We start from the raw sequence: 17,915 nt of genomic DNA, 5'->3' as shown, positions 1-17,915 counted from the left end.
CCAGACAAGCTGGCGTTTTTTATCAGCCGACTAACTCTTACGAATTCGCACGAGCCTGGTTACGCAGGGCTTTCACCTGGTCGTGGTTGCGTTGTACGCCGTGGTACTGACGCTCAACCAGATCCTTGATGCCAACCAGATTGTGCTTGTTGATCTTCTCGATCGCTTCACGATAAGCCTTCAGCGCATGGTCTTCACCGCGCTCGGCTTCGTTCAGCACAGCCTCTTCATCTTTACCGGTGAACATGGATTTGACGTCGACCCAGCGACGGTGCAGATCACCGGCAACACTGGTCGAAGTTTCCGGATCACCGCCCAGCGAACGTACCTGAGCCTGCAGCTCGGCTGCTGCGGTGGCGCAATCGGCGGAGCGCTGCACGAACAGGGTTTTCAGTTCTGGGTGCTTAATGTCTTCGGCGCAAGTCTTGAACCCTTCCTGACCGTCCTTGCAGGTTTCAATCAGGTCGTTGAGTACAGAAATGGCTTCTTTATTCATGTCGGTCATTTTTCAATTCCTTGCGATGGGTTGAAGATGCAAGGGATATTGCAGCGTGCGTGCCAGCTTCGCTTCGGATAAAAATATCTTTGTTTTCAGTGACTTAATAAAGATTGAACCATCTGTATGCTGGTTTTTTGCATGATCTGTCATTTGGCCTGCATGCAGAATGCCTGTATTTTCCAGGCGGTCATGTGAATCGATGAAGCGTGCTGATGAATCCGGAAAAACTCGAACTACTGATCACCCGCGAGATGCCCTTCGGCAAATACAAAGGGCGGATCATTGCCGACTTGCCTGGCCCCTATCTGAACTGGTTCGCCCGCGAAGGCTTTCCCCACGGTGAACTCGGTGGCCTGTTGGCGTTGATGCAGGAGATCGACCACAACGGCTTGTCCGACCTGCTCGAGCCGCTACGCGCCAAACATGGCAAACCCGCCCCGCGCCACTGATGCGCCCTCCTCTCTTGAGCCTTGTCGAACATGCCTGACAACACCCGCCGCGCCCGTGACGAAGCCTTCTGGCAGACATTCGCCGACAGATACGATGTGCAGCCCGGCCCGGTCAATCTGGAAAACGGTTACTTCGGGCGCATGTCGCGCACGGTGATCGAGGAGTACCAGCGCAACATCGAGCTGATCAACACCAGCAACTCGGTTTATGCGCGGCAACGCTTCGAGCAGCACGGCAACCTCGAAATCCGCGCGCAACTGGCAGAACTGATTGGCGTACGCGCGCAAAGCGTGGCGCTGACGCGCAATGCCACCGAAGGCCTGCAATCGCTGATCCGCAATTACAATCGCCTGCAACCGGGCGATCAGGTGCTGATCTGTGATCTTGAGTACGACACGGTCAAAGGCGCCATGCGCTGGCTGGCGCAACACCGTGGCGTTGAGGTTATCGAAATATCCCACCGCCACCCGGCCAGTTTCGACAGCCTGCTGGAAAGCTACCGCGAGGCTTTCATCCGCCACCCGAAACTCAAACTGATGGCCCTGACCCATGTCACCCATCGCACCGGCCTGGTCATGCCGGTGCAAGCCATCGCCGCGCTGGCCAAAGAGCACGGCGTCGACATCATCCTCGACGGTGCCCACGCTCTCGGCCAGATTGAATTTGACCTGCAAGCCTTGGGCATCGCCTTCGCCGGTTACAACCTGCACAAATGGATCGGCGCACCGTTGACCCTTGGCTTCATCTACATCGCTCCGCAGCGTCTGGCCGACATTGATCCGGACATGGGCGAGATGCATTACCCGGTCACCGATATTCGCGCGCGCACCTCGTACAGCACGCCGAACATCCCGGCGCTGATGACCTTGCCGCTGGTGTTCGAAGAGCACGACGCCCTCGGTGGCGCCGCAGCCAAAAGCCCACGCCTGAATTACCTGCGCAACCTGTGGGTCAACGCCGTGCGGCATCTGCCAGGCATCGAGGTACTGACGCCGGACGATCCGCAACTGTATTGCGGGATCACCGCTATGCGCTTCACCCGGCATGCCGATCAGCAGGCCATGGCCGAGCGTCTGCTCAGCGAATTCAACCTGTTCACCGTGGTGCGCACCGGCGCCGCGTGCGGGCCATGCATTCGCATCACACCGGGGCTGACCACCACGGCTGGCGAGATGGAGCAGTTGGTCCACGCATTGAACCAGCTGCGCTAGAACGGCGCTCCGGAGTTTTTTTCGTAGCCTTCAAGACCCAACTGCGACGACACGGCGAACGTGTCGATGCCGAGGGTCTGGCAAGCGAAGGCACCGTCTTCAAGATCGGCGCCGGCGATCGGCTGCAATACCAACTGCATGGCGTCCTCAGCGGCAGCTTCACAGCCGCAGTGGCCGAGCAAATGCAAGGTGCCGGCCCAGGCCTCGTGGTGAGCTTGCGCTCCTGCTTCGTCGCCGGGAATGAATACGCTCAGCTTCAGGCAAGCAGCGCCGTGCACCGCTCGATCCGGATAGACACTGGTGAAACGGACGATGCCATGGCTGTCGGTCGATTGAATGCCGCACAGGCTGGTGTCGGTATCAATCGTCTGCCGAATGAGCACCAGCGCACCGATAACCGGCTCGCTGGTCATCGCATCGACCAGCGAAAGACGCAGGATCAGCGGCAGGCCTTCGACGCCCTGGCTGATATTGCGCACATGGGATTCGGCTGCGGGCCGATCGGGGCGGCCGAGGGGAAGTTGCTTCGGTTGATAAGGGGATTGTGGCGCAAGGGTCAGAGACTGAAAGTCGTCCATGAGGCGTTCTCTCTTCCATAAGATGAACGCAGGTTAACTCCGTGAAAAAGACAGCGTGCAGTAACTATGTATCGCGACATGTACCGGCACTTTTTTCAGCGCAAAAAAAAGGTGCGCCGACCAAGCGCACCATAAAGCCGTAAAGCACACAACGAGGTGTCGGGTGACAATCAGTCCAGCAGCGCCAGGGCCTCGGCGGTGCATTCCTGAATGCGGGCCCAGTCGCCGTTCTTGATCCATTCCGGATCAAGCATCCAGCTACCGCCCACGCACATGACGTTTTTCAGCGCCATGTAGCTCTTGATATTGGCCGGGCCGACGCCGCCAGTCGGGCAGAATTTCACTTCGCCGAACGGGCCGCCGAGCGCCTTGATTGCCGCCACGCCACCGCTGACTTCCGCCGGGAACAGCTTGAAGCGGCGATAGCCCAGACCGTAGCCTTCCATGATCCCCGAGGCATTGCTGATGCCCGGCAACAGCGGAATCGGGCTGTCGACGCTGGCTTCGAGCAGGTCGCGGGTGATGCCCGGGGTGACGATGAATTGCGAGCCGGCCGCTTCCGCCGCTGCGAGCATGTTGCGGTCGAGCACGGTGCCGGCACCGGTCATCAGTTCCGGGCGCTGTTCGCGCAGGATCTGAATGGCCTTGAGGCCGAACTGCGAACGCAGGGTCACTTCCAGCGCAGTCAGGCCACCGGCGGCGAGGGCGTCGGCCAGTGGCAGCACGTCCTGTTCGCGGGCGATGGTGATCACTGGCAGGATCCGCGCCTTGGCGCAGAGACTGTCGATCAGGGCAACTTTGTCCGCCATGGAAACGGTCGGGGATGGGGTTGTCATAGCGGCTGTTCCTTGGCTCATGGGCACCAGTAAATCTCTAACGTAGGTTGCAGAAACGCGCGCACCGGCATGGCCGCAACGTCATCGGATGCCAGCGCGGCATTCAGGGTGGTCAGTTTCGATTGACCGGAAATCGACAGAATCTTGTGCTTGGCCGAGGCCAGCAGCGCACGGCTCATGGTCAGGCGCTGACGTGGCACGCTGGGCGCCAGCATCGGCCAGCAACGGCGCGAGCCATCGGCTTGCAGGGCTGCCGCGAGGTTCGGGCTGTCGGGGAACAGCGACGCGGTGTGACCGTCATCGCCCATGCCCAGCACCAGCACATCGATTGGCGGCAGCTCTGCGAGCAGACGATCGGCCTGTTCCGCAGCCTGCTCGACGTTGGCCGCCGCGCTGTAGAGGCTGAGGAACTGCGCCTTGGCTGCCGGGCCTTTGAGCAGATACTGCTTGAGCAGGCCGGCATTGCTGTCGGCATGTTCCACCGGCACCCAGCGTTCGTCGGCCAGGGTCACAACGACCTTCGACCAGTCCAGCTCCTGCTTGGCCAGGTGCTGGAAGAACGCGACCGGGCTGCGCCCGCCGGACACCACCAGCACCGCGTTGCCGCGCGCGGCAATGGCCTCGCTCAGTTGCTTGGCAACGTTCAGCGCCAGGCCTTCGGCGAGCAGCACCGGGCTGTTGAATTCGCTGGCAGTCACGCCCGTCGGCAGTTGCACATCAGATATCGCCATACCACGACCTCCCGTCCCGCGTGATCAAAGCAATGGAGCTCATCGGCCCCCACGACCCGGCCGCATACGGCTTGGGCGCGTCACCGGATTTCTTCCACCCGGCGATCAACTGGTCACACCACTTCCACGCGGCTTCGATTTCATCTTTACGGACAAACAGGTTCTGATTGCCGTTCATCACTTCCAGCAACAACCGCTCGTAGGCATCGGGGATCCGCGCGCTACGCCAGGTGTCGGAGAAATTCAGTTGCAGCGGCCCGCTGCGCAGTTGCATGCCCTTGTCCAGGCCTTGCTCCTTGGTCATCACGCGCAAGGAAATGCCTTCGTCCGGTTGCAGGCGGATGATCAGTTTGTTGCTGATCTGCAGACGCTGCTCCGGGGCGAAGATGTAGTGCGACGGTTCCTTGAAGTGGATGACGATCTGCGACAGCTTCTGCGGCATGCGCTTGCCGGTACGCAGGTAGAACGGCACGCCGGCCCAGCGCCAGTTGCGGATATCGGCACGCAGGGCGACGAAGGTTTCGGTGTCGCTCTGGGTGTTGGAATTCGGTTCTTCGAGGTAACCCGGAACGGATTTCCCCTCGCTGTGGCCGGCGATGTACTGGCCGCGCACGACCTGAGTGGTCAGGCCTTCCGGGCTGATCGGCGCGAGCGCCTTGAGCACCTTCACTTTCTCGTCACGGATGCTGTCGGCGGACAGGTCGGCCGGCGGGTCCATGGCAATCAGGCAGAGCAGCTGCAACAGGTGATTCTGGATCATGTCGCGCAGTTGGCCGGCCTTGTCGAAATAGCCCCAACGGCCCTCGATGCCGACCTTCTCGGCCACGGTGATTTCCACGTGGGAGATGTAATTCTGGTTCCACTGGGTTTCGAACAGGCTGTTGGCGAAACGCAGGGCGATCAGGTTCTGAACGGTCTCTTTGCCCAGATAGTGGTCGATACGGTAGGTGCGGTCTTCCGGGAAGAACTGCGCTACTGCGTCGTTGACCTTGCGCGACGACTCCAGGTCTGAGCCGATCGGCTTTTCCAGCACCACCCGAGTGTTTTCGGCCAGACCGACTTTCTCGAGGTTCTCGCAGATTGCGCCGTACACCGCCGCCGGGGTGGCGAAGTAGGCAATCATGCGCTGGCTGCTGCCGGCCAGTTCCGCCAGCGCCACATAATCCTCAGCCTTGAGGAAGTCGACGTGCAGATAGGTCAGGCGCGCGAGAAAGCGCTCGGCTACGGTTTCGTTCAGCTCTTTGCCGACGTAACGGCGCAATTCGGCGGCGATGAACGCCATGTGCTGCTGCTCGCTGCCGGGCTCACGGGCCAGCGCGATGATGCGCGTGTCCTCGTGCAGCAGGTCGGCACCGTCAAGGTGATACAGGGCAGGAAACAGCTTGCGCAGGGCCAGATCGCCAAGCGCGCCGAACAAGGCAAAGGTGCACGGTTCAACCGTAATGGAAGGCATGATGTTTGTTCTTTTATCAAGTTAAGCTACAAATACCTTTTTTCAAGGCATCACTCAAGGGAAAATGTAGTAATAACCACAACATTTTCGCAGAATACTCAATCCGAGTGGTGGTCGCCCGGACGCATCAGTAGGATAGGCCACCGTCACGGGCCATATCAAAGGCCCAATTTGCATAGCCCGACGCAACTCTGCGTCGGTGAATCAGGAATTCCATATGGACCGCGTGCGAAATTTACTGGAACAGATCCAGAGTCGCCTTGAAGAGCTGAACAAGGCCGAACGTAAGGTCGCCGAGGTGATCCTGCTCAACCCGCAGCAGGCCACCCGCTTCAGCATCGCCGCCCTCGCCCAGGCCGCCTCGGTGAGCGAACCGACGGTCAACCGTTTCTGCCGCTCGTTCGGTGTCAGCGGTTATCCCGAACTCAAGCTGCAATTGGCCCAGAGCCTGGCCAGTGGCGCGGCGTATGTCAGCCGCGCGGTCGAGGCGGACGACAATCCCGAGGCGTACACGCAGAAGATTTTCGGCAGCGCCATCGCCTCGCTGGACAGCGCTTGCCAGGCGCTGGACCCGAACCTGATCAGCCGCGCCGTCGACCTGTTGATCCAGGCCCGGCAGATCCACTTCTTCGGCCTCGGCGCTTCAGCCCCGGTGGCGCTGGATGCGCAGCACAAGTTCTTCCGCTTCAACCTCGCGGTCACTGCGCATGCCGATGTGTTGATGCAGCGGATGATTGCTTCGGTGGCGCATACCGGCGAGCTGTTTGTGATCATTTCCTACACCGGACGTACCCGCGAGCTGGTGGAAGTGGCGCGGATCGCCCGGGAGAACGGCGCTTCGGTTTTGGGCCTGACGGCGGAGAATTCGCCGCTGGCCAAGGCCAGTACCCTGAGCCTGAACATTCCGCTGCCGGAAGACACCGACATTTATATGCCGATGACGTCGCGGATCATTCAGTTGACGGTGCTGGATGTGCTGGCGACGGGGATGACCTTGCGCCGTGGCGTGGACTTCCAGCCGCATCTGCGCAAGATCAAAGAGAGTTTGAATGCCAGCCGGTATCCAGTGGGTGACGAGTTCAACTAAAGATCAAAAGCCCCTCACCCCAGCCCTCTCCCGGAGGGAGAGGGAGCCGACCGAGGTGTCTTGCGCGGTACATCGACCTGAAATATCCAATCGATTATGGATTCAGAACTGCACTTTCATGTCGGCGTCATTCTTGAGCATCCCCCATTCGGTCCCCTCTCCCTCTGGGAGAGGGCTAGGGTATCGGTGTACTTGACGCACTAAGCCGCCGCCCACGCCTGCAAACTCAAATGCGCCTTCTCCCCCGGCGCCAAGTGCAGGCTGTCCGTGCCGCCCGCCGCTGCTTCTACGCAAACGAATTCCGATACCTCGTCCCAACTCACCCCCAGCAACGGCCGCGCGCCGGGATGCCAGACGACGGTGTCGCCGCTGTCACCGGTATCGATGCACAACTCGCGCTGCCAGGCGTGATCTTTCAGCTGCAATTCGCCGTCATGCTGGAACACCCGCTGACAGCCGCCATCAACGCGCAACTCACCTTCCTGCTGACAAATCTGACGGTTCAACTGGTCATAACCCTGTGCGCCTTCGAGCCCAGACAGCGCTATCTCACCGACATCGCCAATACGCCAGTAAGCGTGCAAAGCCTGGCTCAACTGGCACGGCATGTCGTCCTGATGCTCGGTGCTCAGGCGTAATTCCATGCGTTCGCCCAGATGCGCGTGCAGGTCGACCTGCCAATCGCACAGTTGCAATTGCCAGTGCAGGCGCACGCCGTCTTCGGCGCTGCTGCTGTCGAGCAGTTTCCAGTCGAGCAATCGCGCCCAACCATGCGACGGCCACGCGTTTTCGCTCGGATGACGGCCATACCACGGCCAGCACACCGGCACGCCACCGCGAATCGCGCCGACATGCGGCCACTTCGCCGCGCACCACAACCACGGCTTCTGCCCGCGCGGTTGAAAATGCAGCAACTGCGCGCCCTGACGACTGAACACCGCCTGACACAGCGGATGATCGATCACCAGCACGTCGCGCATCTGATAGCGCTCCCAGGCGAACACCGGTCGCTCGCGCAGGGATTTGAAGAAGCGTTGCAGCGGATGCTCATGCATTGGCTACGGTTCCGAATTCAACTTTCATGGGCGGCGCGAACCCTCCAAAAAAAAGCGGACAGCCTTGGCTGTCCGCAAAATGCGCACATAGAGAGGAGCTTATCGCAGACGCGTCAGAACGTTGACTGAATTTTCAGGCCAGCGACCAAAGCGTTATCGACTTCATCCACACCGCCCGGATGGGTGATGTATTGCAGGTTGGGACGCACGGTCAGCCAGTTGGTGACATGGATGCCGTAGTTGAGTTCGTAGTTGTATTCGGTTTCACGAATCGGCGAGAACGCGGCGTTGTCGTAGTCGGACACACCGTTCGCAGCGTTCAGCAGTTCAGCGTTGCGCTTGACGTCCTTGTTGACGTGGATACGCGCCGCGCCGATACCGATGTCATCCTTCGGACGCGCATCGAACGGGCCTTTGTAGACAAACATCACCGACTGGTAGTTGTCGATGAAGTTGGTGTCCTTGTCGTGGAAAGTCGCGTTGGCAGCGATGTTCAGACCGCGAGTCGCATCACCGTTGTGGCTGGTGAGTTGCTGTTGCGCAACGAACCAGTAACCGCTTTTGCTGTTGTGCGACTTGTAGTCATCACCGGTCGTTGCCGCATCGAGACCGTTGACGTCTTCGCGAACGTCGTCGGCATCGGCCGTGCTCTTGTAGTAACCGACGCGGTATTCGCCCGGCAGGCTGTTGACCTTCGGCGACCAGACCAACTCAACCGGCAGCACGGTACCCTTGGTGCCACTGCCGCTGAGCTTGAAGCCGTTGCCGTGTTCCAGCTGCGACGGGTTCTGGTTGTACGCACCGATTTGCGCGTAGAGCTCGTCGTTGATGTTGTACTTCACACGGATCGCAGCCTGGCTGACTGGCCAGTTGTACCAGATGTTGGTCGCCCAGTTACCCACTTGCGAACCGCAGAACGCCAGGTTCTGGAAGTCGCACGGGAAGGTGTTGAAATCTTCGCCTTCGCCGAAGTAACCGGCCTTGACGTCGAGCTTGTTGTCGAAGAACTGGTGCTGAATCCACAGTTGGGTCAGACGCACCATGTGGCCACGGCCGTAGACTTCCTGCGAGGAGCTGAGGGTGCCGGCACGCGGATCGCCAACGCGGTCGTTGGAGATGTTGTAGCCGTTACGATTGGTCAGCTGGATCTTCGCTTGGGTGTTGTCCCAGCCCCACAGCTTCTGCAGGTCAAGGGCCACGCCCAGACCGAACTGGTCAGCGTAACGCGCAGTCTTGTCGTCGTTGTAGCCGCCGTTCAGGTTGGCGCCCATCTCGCCAACGTAGTCGGCCTTGATGTCGATACCCTGCTCGATCAGCTTGGTGCGCTCGCCGCCCCAGTCGCCGGTCATCCATTTGGAGTCCGAGCTGAAGGCATCCGCCGCCATCGCATTACCGGCCAGCACCAGTGCAGCTGCCGCAGAAACCTGGCAGATCAACCGGGCATTGACGTGTTTCTTTTTCATCCCTACATCCTCGTCTTTATTGTTATTAACTGTTTTTATCTAACGCGGTTTACATAAAGTGCAGTGCTCGACAGGCCGGGCACTGCTTGCCCCCTGTGGGAGCGAGCCTGCTCGCGAATGCGGTGGAACAGGCGACATCAATGCTGGATGTCAGACCGCTTTCGCGAGCAGGCTCGCTCCCACATTTTGTACTTCAGCGGCCTTTGAATTGCGCCACATTCGCCGACCGGGTCTCTGTCTGCACCTGGCCCGCAACGCCCAGGCGCTCGCCGGTATTGGCATCGAACAACAACACTTTCGATGGATCGAACTGCAGCGTCAGGCTTTCGCCTACCTGCGGTGCCACGTCCGGCGCCAGTCGGCAGCAGACCTTGGTGTCGTTCAAGTTGACGAACACCAGGGTGTCCGGACCGGTCGGTTCGGTGACCTGCACTTCGGCGCGGATGCTCGGCAGACCATTGCCCTCGCCGTTCGCCAGCACGATCTGCTCCGGACGCAGGCCGAGGATCACTTCGCGATCTTCAAGCCCGGCGTCCTGCATGCTCATCGGCAATTCGCAGCGCGCCTGGCCGCTGTCGAGCAGCGCCAGCAGTCGGCCGTCCTTGCGCTGCAAACGCAGGGGGATGAAGTTCATCGGCGGCGAGCCGATGAAGCTCGCCACAAACAGGTTGGCCGGGTTGTTGTAGATGTCTTTCGGCGTACCGAATTGCTGAATGATGCCGTCCTTCATCACCGCGACCTTGTCGCCCAGAGTCATTGCTTCGATCTGGTCGTGGGTCACGTAGACCGTGGTGGTTTTCAGGCGCTGGTGCATCAGTTTCATTTCGGTGCGCATCTCGACGCGCAGCTTGGCGTCGAGGTTCGACAGCGGTTCGTCGAACAGGTAGATCTTCGGCCGCCGCGCCAGAGCACGGCCCATCGCCACGCGCTGTTGCTGACCACCGGAGAGCTGGCCCGGCTTGCGATTGAGCAGGTGTTCGATCTGCAACAGCTTGGCCACACGGGCGACTTCTTCGTCGATCGCTGCTTGGGGCATCTTGCGAATCTTCAGGCCGAACTCGATGTTCTCGCGCACGCTCATGGTCGGGTACAGGGCGTAGGACTGGAACACCATGGCGATGTCGCGATCCTTGGGGCTCATGCCGCTGACGTCCTGATCACCGATCATGATCGCGCCGCCGGTGATGGTTTCCAGGCCGGCGATGCAGTTCATCAAGGTCGATTTACCGCAGCCCGACGGGCCGACGAGGATCAGGAATTCACCGTCCTTGATCGACAGTTCGATGTTCTTCAGGGTGTCCGGCAGGCCGGCCCCGTAGGTCTTGTTTACGTTGCGAAGTTCAAGCGTAGCCATGATTACCCCTTGACCGCGCCGGCCGTCAGCCCGCGCACGAAATACTTGCCTGCGACCACATAGACCAGCAGGGTCGGCAGGCCGGCGATCATCGCCGCTGCCATATCCACGTTGTATTCCTTGGCGCCGGTGCTGGTGTTGACCAGGTTGTTCAGCGCCACGGTGATCGGTTGCGAATCACCGCTGGAGAACACCACACCGAAGAGGAAGTCGTTCCAGATCTGGGTGAACTGCCAGATCAGGCAGACCATGATGATCGGCGTCGACATCGGCAGGATGATGCGGCGGAAAATCGTGAAGAACCCCGCGCCATCCAGCCGCGCAGCCTTGACCAGCGCATCGGGGATGCTCACGTAGTAGTTGCGGAAAAAAAGCGTGGTGAACGCCAGACCGTAGACCACGTGGACGAAGACCAGGCCGGTGGTGGTGCTCGCCAGGCCCATCTTGCCGAGGGTGAACGAGGCCGGCAGCAGCACGGTCTGGAACGGCAGGAAGCAGCCGAACAGCAGCAGACCGAAGAACAACTGCGAACCACGGAAGCGCCACATCGACAGCACGTAACCGTTCAACGCACCGATGGCGGTGGAGATGATTACCGCCGGAACGGTGATCTTGATCGAGTTCCAGAAGTAGCCGTCGACCGTGGCCCAGGCCTTGACCCAGCCGATGCCGCTGACCACGGTCGGCCAGCTCAGCAGGTTGCCGGTGCTGATGTCTTCCGGGGTCTTGAAGCTGGTCAGCAACATCACCACCAGCGGCACCAGATAGAGGAACACCGCGAGAATCAGCACCGCGTAGATTGCGATGCGGCTCAAGCTGATCGCAGGTTTGGCAGCGAGACTAGTCATTACGCTTGGTCCTCAGCTCGGAGTACAGGTAAGGCATGATGATCGCGAGAATCGCACCGAGCATCAGAATCGCACTGGCCGAGCCCATGCCCATCTGGCCGCGACTGAAGGTGAAGGAATACATGAACATCGCTGGCAGGTCGGAGGAATAACCCGGACCGCCGGCGGTCATTGCCGCAACGAGGTCGAAGCTCTTGATCGCGATGTGCGCGAGGATCATCACCGCACTGAAGAACACCGGACGCAGGCTTGGCAGCACGACTTTCCAGTAGATGCGCGGCATGCTCGCACCGTCGATCTGCGCCGCACGGATGATCGATTGGTCGACGCCACGCAGGCCGGCGAGGAACATCGCCATGATGAAGCCCGAGGCTTGCCACACAGCGGCGATCACCAGGCAGTAGACCACGCGATCAGGGTCGATCAGCCAGTCCAGACGGAAGCCTTCCCAGCCCCAGTCACGCAACAATTTGTCCAGGCCCATGCCCGGATTGAGCAGCCATTTCCACGCGGTACCAGTGACGATCATCGAGAGCGCCATCGGGTACAGGTAAATGGTGCGGATAAAGCCTTCGCGACGGATGCGCTGGTCGAGGAACACCGCCAGCAACACGCCGATCACCAGGGTAATGCCGATGAACATGCCGCCGAACACGGCGAGGTTCTTGCTCGCCACCCACCAGCGATCGTTGTCGAACAACCGCGCGTATTGCGCCAGACCGGCCCACTTGTAGTTGGGCAGGAAGGTCGAGGTGGTGAACGACAGAATGAACGTCCACAGGATGTAGCCATAGAAGCCCACCAGCACGATGAACATGCTCGGCGCCAGCACCAGTTTCGGTAGCCAGCGCTGCAATGCATCGAACGGCGAGGCCTTGCTGAACACAGCAACAGAACTCATGAGCAAATCCAGAAAAGAAAGAGAAGAACAGCTGCAAGCTGCAAGCTACAAGACCAGCAGCGCGCAAGCCTATAACTTGCAGCTTGAAGCTTGAAGCTTGCAGCTCGCCGTCAAGGCGCCTATTTAGCTGACTGAACCGCCGCGCCGAGTTTCTTCGCCGCATCGGCCGGGTCGGCTTTCGGGTCGTTGATGTAGTTGGTGACTACGTCAAAGAACGCGCCCTGCACGGCCAGCGTGGTCGCCATGTTGTGCGCCATGCTCGGTTGCAGGCCGCCGGACTTGGCGTCCGCGAGGAAGTCCTTGGCAGCGGTCTGCGCGCAGGAATCGAAGCCGAGCTTGTCCATGTTGTTCAACATGTCGTTGCGCACCGGGATCGAGCCTTTGTTGATGCTGAAGACTTTCTGGAAGTTCTCACCCAGCACGACTTTGGCGATGTCCTGCTGACCGGCCGCAGTGCCTGCGTCCTTCTGCTTGAACACGGCCAGCGAGTCGATGTTGTAGGTGAACGCCTTGTCGGTGCCCGGGAACGCTACGCACTCGTAGTCCTTGCCGGCGACTTTCTTGGCGGCGGTCCATTCGGACTTGGCCCAGTCACCCATGATCTGCATGCCGGCCTTGCCGTTGATCACCTTGGCCGCTTCGAGGTTCCAGTCCTGGCCTTTGCCGTCAGCGTCCATGTAGGTCGCGACTTTCTTCAGCTCAGTGAGCGCCTTGACCATTTCCGGGCCGGTCAGCGCTTTGTTGTCGAGATCGACCAGGGCTTTCTTGTAGCCATCCACGCCCATGACCGAGAGCACCACGGCTTCGAACACAGTGCTGTCCTGCCAAGGCTGACCGCCGTGGGCGAGCGGAATGAAGCCCGCCGCTTTCAGCTTGTCGCCGGCTGCGTAGAACTCTTCGAGGGTGGTTGGATTCTTGGTGATGCCGGCTTTCTTGAAGACTTCCGGGTTGATCCACAGCCAGTTCACGCGGTGAATGTTCACCGGCACGGCCACGTAATCACCGTCGTACTTCACGGTATCGGAGACTTTCTTGTCGAGCAGGCTGTCCCACTTTTCCGACTTGGCGACGTCTTTCAAAACGTCGGTGTCGAGCAGACCGGTCGACGCCCATTCCTGGATGTCCGGGCCTTTGATCTGGGCAACGCCTGGCGGGTTGCCGGCAACGGCACGGCTTTTCAGCACGGTCATGGCAGTCGCACCGCCACCACCGGCGACAGCGCCGTCCTTCCAGGTGAAACCGTCTTTTTCGACTTGGGCCTTGAGCACATCGACAGCGGCTTTTTCGCCACCGGAAGTCCACCAGTGCACAACTTCCACCGAACCTTTGGAATCGGCAGCGGAGACACTGAGCGGCAGGATTGCGAGCGGGAACAGGGAGGCGACAGAAATGACAGTAGCGAGGCGAGAAATCGCATTCATTCGAAATGTACCTTTCTTGTTGTTATGCATTGCAAGTCTGGTGCTTGCGCTGCACGGAGTTTAAACAGAGCGTTTCGCTTCGCAGGTAACGAAGGGACGCGTAAATGTCACGACATGGTTACACAGGAACAGGCCGGGACAACTGCGCCAAAGCCGTGGCCATGCTCGGCGCCAGCGGCAATCGCGGAATCAGCACAGCCTGCCAGGCGTGATACAGATCGGGCTTGCCCGGCCAGATATCGGCACTCGGGACATTCTGCGGATTGAGTTCGTGGTGCCAGCTGCCGTTGCAACGGTCGATGAAATTGGTCTCGCAGAATTCCCAGAACAGTCGGTACCAGCTTTCGTATCGCGCGTCGCCGGTGCGTTTGAGCAAGGCACTGGCGGCGGCGCTGGCTTCGGCATGCGTCCAGTGCAGGCGATGGCGGACCACGGCTTTGTTGTGCCAGTCGAGGGTGTAGACAATGCCCGGCGCGCCATCGACATCCCAGCCGTGCCGGCAGTTGTTTTCGAAGAGTTTTTGCGCATCCAGGGCCAGCCAGCCCGGCGTAAGCATGCCGGCCTGCACCCGCGCGGCTTCAAGGTGCAGGAGCAAGCGCGCCCACTCGAAACCGTGACCCGGCGTGGTGCCGAAAGGACGGAAACCGTCAGCCGGATTGTCGTGGTTGTATTCGCGCAGCGGTTGCCAATCGCGATCGAAGTGTTCGATGACCATGTAGTCGTTGGCTGCAGCGTGACCATGGATCACTCGTTCGACGATGCGCTGGGCGCGCACCAGCCAGCGCGGATCTTCAGTGACATCGGCCAGCGCGAGGAATGCTTCGGTCGCGTGCATGTTGCTGTTGGCGCCGCGATAGGCTTCTTCTTCGCTCCAGTCGCGGTTGAAGAATTCGCGCATGGCGCCCTCTTCTTCGCTCCAGAAATAAGTGTCGATGATGTCGATGGCGTCATCGAGCAAGGCCTGGGCGCCGGGCCGTTGTGCGACCACGGCGGAGCTGGCGGCGAGCGCGACAAAGGCGTGCAGGTAGGCGTTCTTGCCGGTGTTGTCGTCGCGGTGTTCGGCCACCGCAAACCAGCCGCCGTGCAGCGCATCACGCAGTGGCCCGCGCAACGCGGCGATACCGTGGTCGACCAGTTCGGCAAACCCCGGCAGGCCCTGAATGTGGGCCATGGCGAAGCTGTGGGTCATGCGCGCGGTGTTCATGGTCTCGGCTTGCGCGTGCGCCTGCAAACGGCCGCGCTCGTCGAGGTTGCCGAAGCCTTCGGGCAGCTTCGCAGCCTTGGCGAAATCCAGCAGACGCAGGCCTTCAGCGGCGAGCCATTGCTGGTGGGCAGGGGCGTTCAGCCAACTGCTGAAGTCAGGATGAAAGGTGTCCATGGCGTGACCCTTTTTTGTTGTTAGGACTGCGGGCAGTCTAAACAACGGGCCGGGGCGGGCTTGTAACGAAGGGGACGGTATTTGTCACTAGCTCGTGACAAAAGAGAAGAGCAAAAGCACCCTCACCCCAACCCTCTCCCGGAGGGAGAGGGGGCCGACCGAGGTGTCTTGCGTCCTCCGTCGACCTGAAAAATACTGGCGATTATGGATTCACCACCGCATTTACAGGTCAGCGCACCTCAGCAGCATCCCCCAATCGGTCCCCTCTCCCTCTGGGCGGTCCGACGTTTCGGGAGGGCTAGGGTGAGGGGCTTTTCGGGGCTAATCCACAGACCGAGGCAACTGCAACGTCACCCGCAACCCGCCCTCACGCAGGTTCTGCAACGTCACCTCGCCGCCATGGCTGTGGGCAATGTTGCGCGCAATGCCCAGACCGAGTCCATAACCCTGCTGCTGCCCCGCCAGACGGAAGTGCGGCTCGAACACTTGCTCCAGCCGCTGCTGCGGCACACCCGGCCCTTCGTCATCAACATGCAGGACAAACGCGCTGTCATCGTCATCGATGTGCAGATGCGCGTTCTGCCCGTACTTCAAGGCGTTGTCGATCAGGTTGCCGATGCAGCGCTTGAGCGCCAGCGGCTTGCCCGGATACGCCGACAGCGCGCGCCCATGCTGGGTGACGCGGCCATTGCCGTTCGGCGCCAGATACGGCTCGACCAGGCAATCGAGCACATGATTGAGATCCACCGGCTCGATGTTCTCGTGGATGTCGGTGTCTTTCACGCATTGCAACGCGCCTTTGACCAGCAGCTCCAGCTCATCCAGATCGCGGCCGAATTTGGCTTGCAGCTGTTCGTCTTCGAGCAGTTCGACGCGCAAACGCAAACGGGTGATCGGCGTGCGCAAGTCGTGGGAAATCGCGCTGAACAACTGGCTGCGTTCGGTCAGGTAGCGGCTGATGCGTTCGCGCATGGTATTGAACGCTCGGCCCACCTCCACCACTTCACTGCCGCCGCCCTCCGCCACCGGCTCGACGTCGGCGCCCAGCGACAGATCCCGCGCCGCCCGCGCCAGGCGCTTGAGCGGCCGGCTCTGCCAGTGCACCAGCAGGCCGATGAACAACAACAGAAAGCCGCTGGTGAGGACAATGAACCACACCTGCTGCGCCGGCAGGCCTTGCTCTTCGAGGCTGGTGTACGGCTCGGGCAGCAACGAGGCGATGTACAGCCATTCGCCCGGGGCCATTTGAATCTGCGTGACCAGTACCGGCGGATTCACCGGCTCCAGGGTCAGCGCGTAATGCGCCCAGGAGCGCGGCAATTCATCAAGTTTCAGCCCGGCGTTGAAAATCCGCAGGTCTTCGGGGCTGACGAAGGTCACCGAAATATCCGTGTCATGGCCCAGAGACTGGCGCAGCACTTCGTCCACCGCTTGCATCACCGCAGCCTTGCGCGGCGTCACCGGCAGCACGTCCATGCCCAGCGGCTTATCGTTGAGGGTCACGACAAACCGGGTGCCGCCCATGCTGCGCAATTGATCGAGCACCAGCGGTCGGTAGGCTACCGGCAGGGAACGGAAATAGCTGACGCTGGCAGTCATCGAATGCGCCAGGCTGCGGGCGCTGGTGACCAGGCCTTCGAGTTGAGTGGCGCGCAATTGCGACACCCAGATCACGCTCGACAGCGTCTGCGCGAACAGCACCGCCAGCAGAGTCAGCAGCAGCATCCGCCCGAGCAGCGAGCGCGGCACCGGTATGCGGTTGGCAAATTTGCGTAGCGACTCAGTGAGCATTGCCGGCAACCACATTGGCTGCCAGCTGATAACCGCTGCCACGCACGGTGCGAATCAAGCGTGGCGGTTTTTCAGTGTCGCGCAGGCGTTGGCGCAAACGGCTGACGGCCATGTCGACGATGCGATCGAGCGGCATCAGATCGCGGCCACGGGTGGCGTTGCCGATGGTATCGCGGTCGAGGATTTGCTGCGGATGATCGAGGAACAGTTTCAGCAGGGCGAAATCGGCGCCGGAAAGAATCACTTCCTCGCCGTCGGTGTGGAACAGCCGATGACTGACCGTGTCCAGGCGCCAGTCGTCGAAGACCAGCACTTCGCTGCCGCTGCGTTCGTGGGCGAATTGCGCGCGACGCAGCAGGGCCTTGATCCGCGCTTGCAGTTCGCGCGGGCTGAACGGTTTGCCGAGGTAGTCGTCGGCGCCGAGTTCCAGACCGATCACCCGGTCGGCTTCGTCGGAACTGGCGGTCAGCATGATGATCGGCACCTGCGCCTGACGCGGATGCTGGCGCACCCAGCGGCACAGGCTGAAACCGTCTTCGTCGGGCAGCATCACATCGAGGATCACCAGATCGCTGGGCGCCTCGTTGAGCGCCTGACGAAAACCGGCACCATCGGCGGTGGCCCTCACCTGGAACCCGGCGCGGGTCAGGTAGGTTTCCAGCAACTCGCGTATTTCCTGGTCGTCATCGACCAACAATATCGACTTGTTGACTGAGCTCACTTCGAAGGCATCCTTGTTGTTGGAGTTGGGGCGGATTATGCCTTAAGCGCTGATTTTACAAACACCACAAAACCACTGTGGAAAACAAACCTGTGGTGAGGGGATTATGCCTGCTGGGTTGCGCAGCAGCCCTGGGCT

At 60.6% G+C, this 17,915-nt stretch carries 17 protein-coding genes; 3 read left to right on the top strand and 14 right to left on the bottom strand.

The annotated features are described in order from the left end of the window. Window positions 1-37 precede the first annotated feature (37 nt). Window positions 38-505: a ferritin-like domain-containing protein gene (locus ND528_RS12660; RefSeq protein WP_016773542.1), complete on the bottom strand. Its 468-nt coding sequence runs from the start codon at window positions 503-505 to the stop codon at window positions 38-40. Window positions 506-711: 206 nt separating this feature from the next. Here ND528_RS12660 and ND528_RS12655 point away from each other — a divergent pair, with 206 nt between their 5' ends. Next, on the top strand, window positions 712-948 hold the full coding sequence (locus ND528_RS12655) for a DUF3820 family protein (RefSeq protein WP_003227425.1): 237 nt from the start codon (window positions 712-714) through the stop codon (window positions 946-948). Window positions 949-978: 30 nt separating this feature from the next. Then, window positions 979-2,160, top strand: a complete 1,182-nt coding sequence (locus ND528_RS12650) for an aminotransferase class V-fold PLP-dependent enzyme (protein ID WP_263470455.1) — start codon at window positions 979-981, stop codon at window positions 2,158-2,160. Here ND528_RS12650 and ND528_RS12645 read toward each other — a convergent pair. The 4 genes from ND528_RS12645 to zwf all read right to left on the bottom strand — a co-directional run bounded on the left by ND528_RS12645 (window position 2,157) and on the right by zwf (window position 5,758). After that, window positions 2,157-2,738, bottom strand: coding sequence for a peptidase associated/transthyretin-like domain-containing protein (locus ND528_RS12645; protein ID WP_263470454.1), 582 nt, complete (start codon window positions 2,736-2,738; stop codon window positions 2,157-2,159). The genes ND528_RS12650 and ND528_RS12645 overlap by 4 nt on opposite strands. Before the next feature lie 170 nt (window positions 2,739-2,908). Then, entirely contained in the window at window positions 2,909-3,574 is a 666-nt protein-coding gene (locus ND528_RS12640; RefSeq protein ID WP_016773539.1) for a bifunctional 4-hydroxy-2-oxoglutarate aldolase/2-dehydro-3-deoxy-phosphogluconate aldolase, read from the bottom strand. Window positions 3,575-3,591: 17 nt separating this feature from the next. After that, window positions 3,592-4,305 (bottom strand): 6-phosphogluconolactonase, encoded by a 714-nt coding sequence (pgl, locus tag ND528_RS12635; protein ID WP_263470453.1) that lies wholly within the window; start codon window positions 4,303-4,305, stop codon window positions 3,592-3,594. Continuing rightward, entirely contained in the window at window positions 4,292-5,758 is a 1,467-nt protein-coding gene (zwf, locus tag ND528_RS12630; RefSeq protein ID WP_016773537.1) for a glucose-6-phosphate dehydrogenase, read from the bottom strand. The genes pgl and zwf overlap by 14 nt, the downstream gene beginning before the upstream one ends. Before the next feature lie 226 nt (window positions 5,759-5,984). Here zwf and ND528_RS12625 point away from each other — a divergent pair, with 226 nt between their 5' ends. Next, window positions 5,985-6,845, top strand: a complete 861-nt coding sequence (locus ND528_RS12625) for a MurR/RpiR family transcriptional regulator (RefSeq protein ID WP_169842436.1) — start codon at window positions 5,985-5,987, stop codon at window positions 6,843-6,845. Between the two features lie 200 nt (window positions 6,846-7,045). On the opposite strand, the gene ND528_RS12620 is transcribed toward ND528_RS12625, so the two are convergent. From ND528_RS12620 to ND528_RS12580, 9 genes are all read right to left on the bottom strand, one after another. Beyond that, complete coding sequence (locus ND528_RS12620; RefSeq protein WP_263470452.1) at window positions 7,046-7,900, bottom strand: D-hexose-6-phosphate mutarotase; 855 nt, start codon at window positions 7,898-7,900, stop codon at window positions 7,046-7,048. Window positions 7,901-8,013: 113 nt separating this feature from the next. Further along, a complete protein-coding gene (locus tag ND528_RS12615) occupies window positions 8,014-9,363 on the bottom strand; it encodes a carbohydrate porin (RefSeq protein WP_016773536.1) in 1,350 nt (449 codons plus the stop codon). 193 nt (window positions 9,364-9,556) lie between these two features. Then, complete coding sequence (locus ND528_RS12610) at window positions 9,557-10,717, bottom strand: ABC transporter ATP-binding protein (RefSeq protein ID WP_073472036.1); 1,161 nt, start codon at window positions 10,715-10,717, stop codon at window positions 9,557-9,559. 2 nt (window positions 10,718-10,719) lie between these two features. Then, window positions 10,720-11,565 carry a carbohydrate ABC transporter permease gene (locus ND528_RS12605; RefSeq protein ID WP_039758116.1) on the bottom strand — a complete coding sequence of 282 codons (846 nt, stop codon included), beginning with the start codon at window positions 11,563-11,565 and terminating at the stop codon, window positions 10,720-10,722. After that, the gene (locus ND528_RS12600; protein WP_263470451.1) at window positions 11,558-12,466 is read right to left on the bottom strand and encodes a carbohydrate ABC transporter permease; all 909 of its coding nucleotides are present in this window, start codon (window positions 12,464-12,466) and stop codon (window positions 11,558-11,560) included. Before ND528_RS12600 ends, ND528_RS12605 begins: the two co-directional genes overlap by 8 nt. A 119-nt stretch (window positions 12,467-12,585) precedes the next feature. Continuing rightward, entirely contained in the window at window positions 12,586-13,887 is a 1,302-nt protein-coding gene (locus tag ND528_RS12595; protein WP_024014061.1) for an ABC transporter substrate-binding protein, read from the bottom strand. A gap of 118 nt (window positions 13,888-14,005) precedes the next feature. Further along, on the bottom strand, window positions 14,006-15,265 hold the full coding sequence (locus ND528_RS12590; RefSeq protein ID WP_263470450.1) for a D-mannose isomerase: 1,260 nt from the start codon (window positions 15,263-15,265) through the stop codon (window positions 14,006-14,008). A gap of 321 nt (window positions 15,266-15,586) precedes the next feature. Beyond that, on the bottom strand, window positions 15,587-17,056 hold the full coding sequence (locus ND528_RS12585; RefSeq protein ID WP_016773530.1) for an ATP-binding protein: 1,470 nt from the start codon (window positions 17,054-17,056) through the stop codon (window positions 15,587-15,589). Then, entirely contained in the window at window positions 17,046-17,777 is a 732-nt protein-coding gene (locus ND528_RS12580; RefSeq protein WP_016773529.1) for a response regulator, read from the bottom strand. The genes ND528_RS12585 and ND528_RS12580 overlap by 11 nt, the downstream gene beginning before the upstream one ends. Between the last annotated feature and the right edge of the window lie 138 nt (window positions 17,778-17,915).

The organism is Pseudomonas mercuritolerans, assembly GCF_025706525.1.
Classification (GTDB): domain Bacteria; phylum Pseudomonadota; class Gammaproteobacteria; order Pseudomonadales; family Pseudomonadaceae; genus Aquipseudomonas; species Aquipseudomonas mercuritolerans.
The sequence above is the reverse complement of the archived record's forward strand: the minus strand, read 5'-3'. Positions and strand labels throughout refer to the sequence as shown.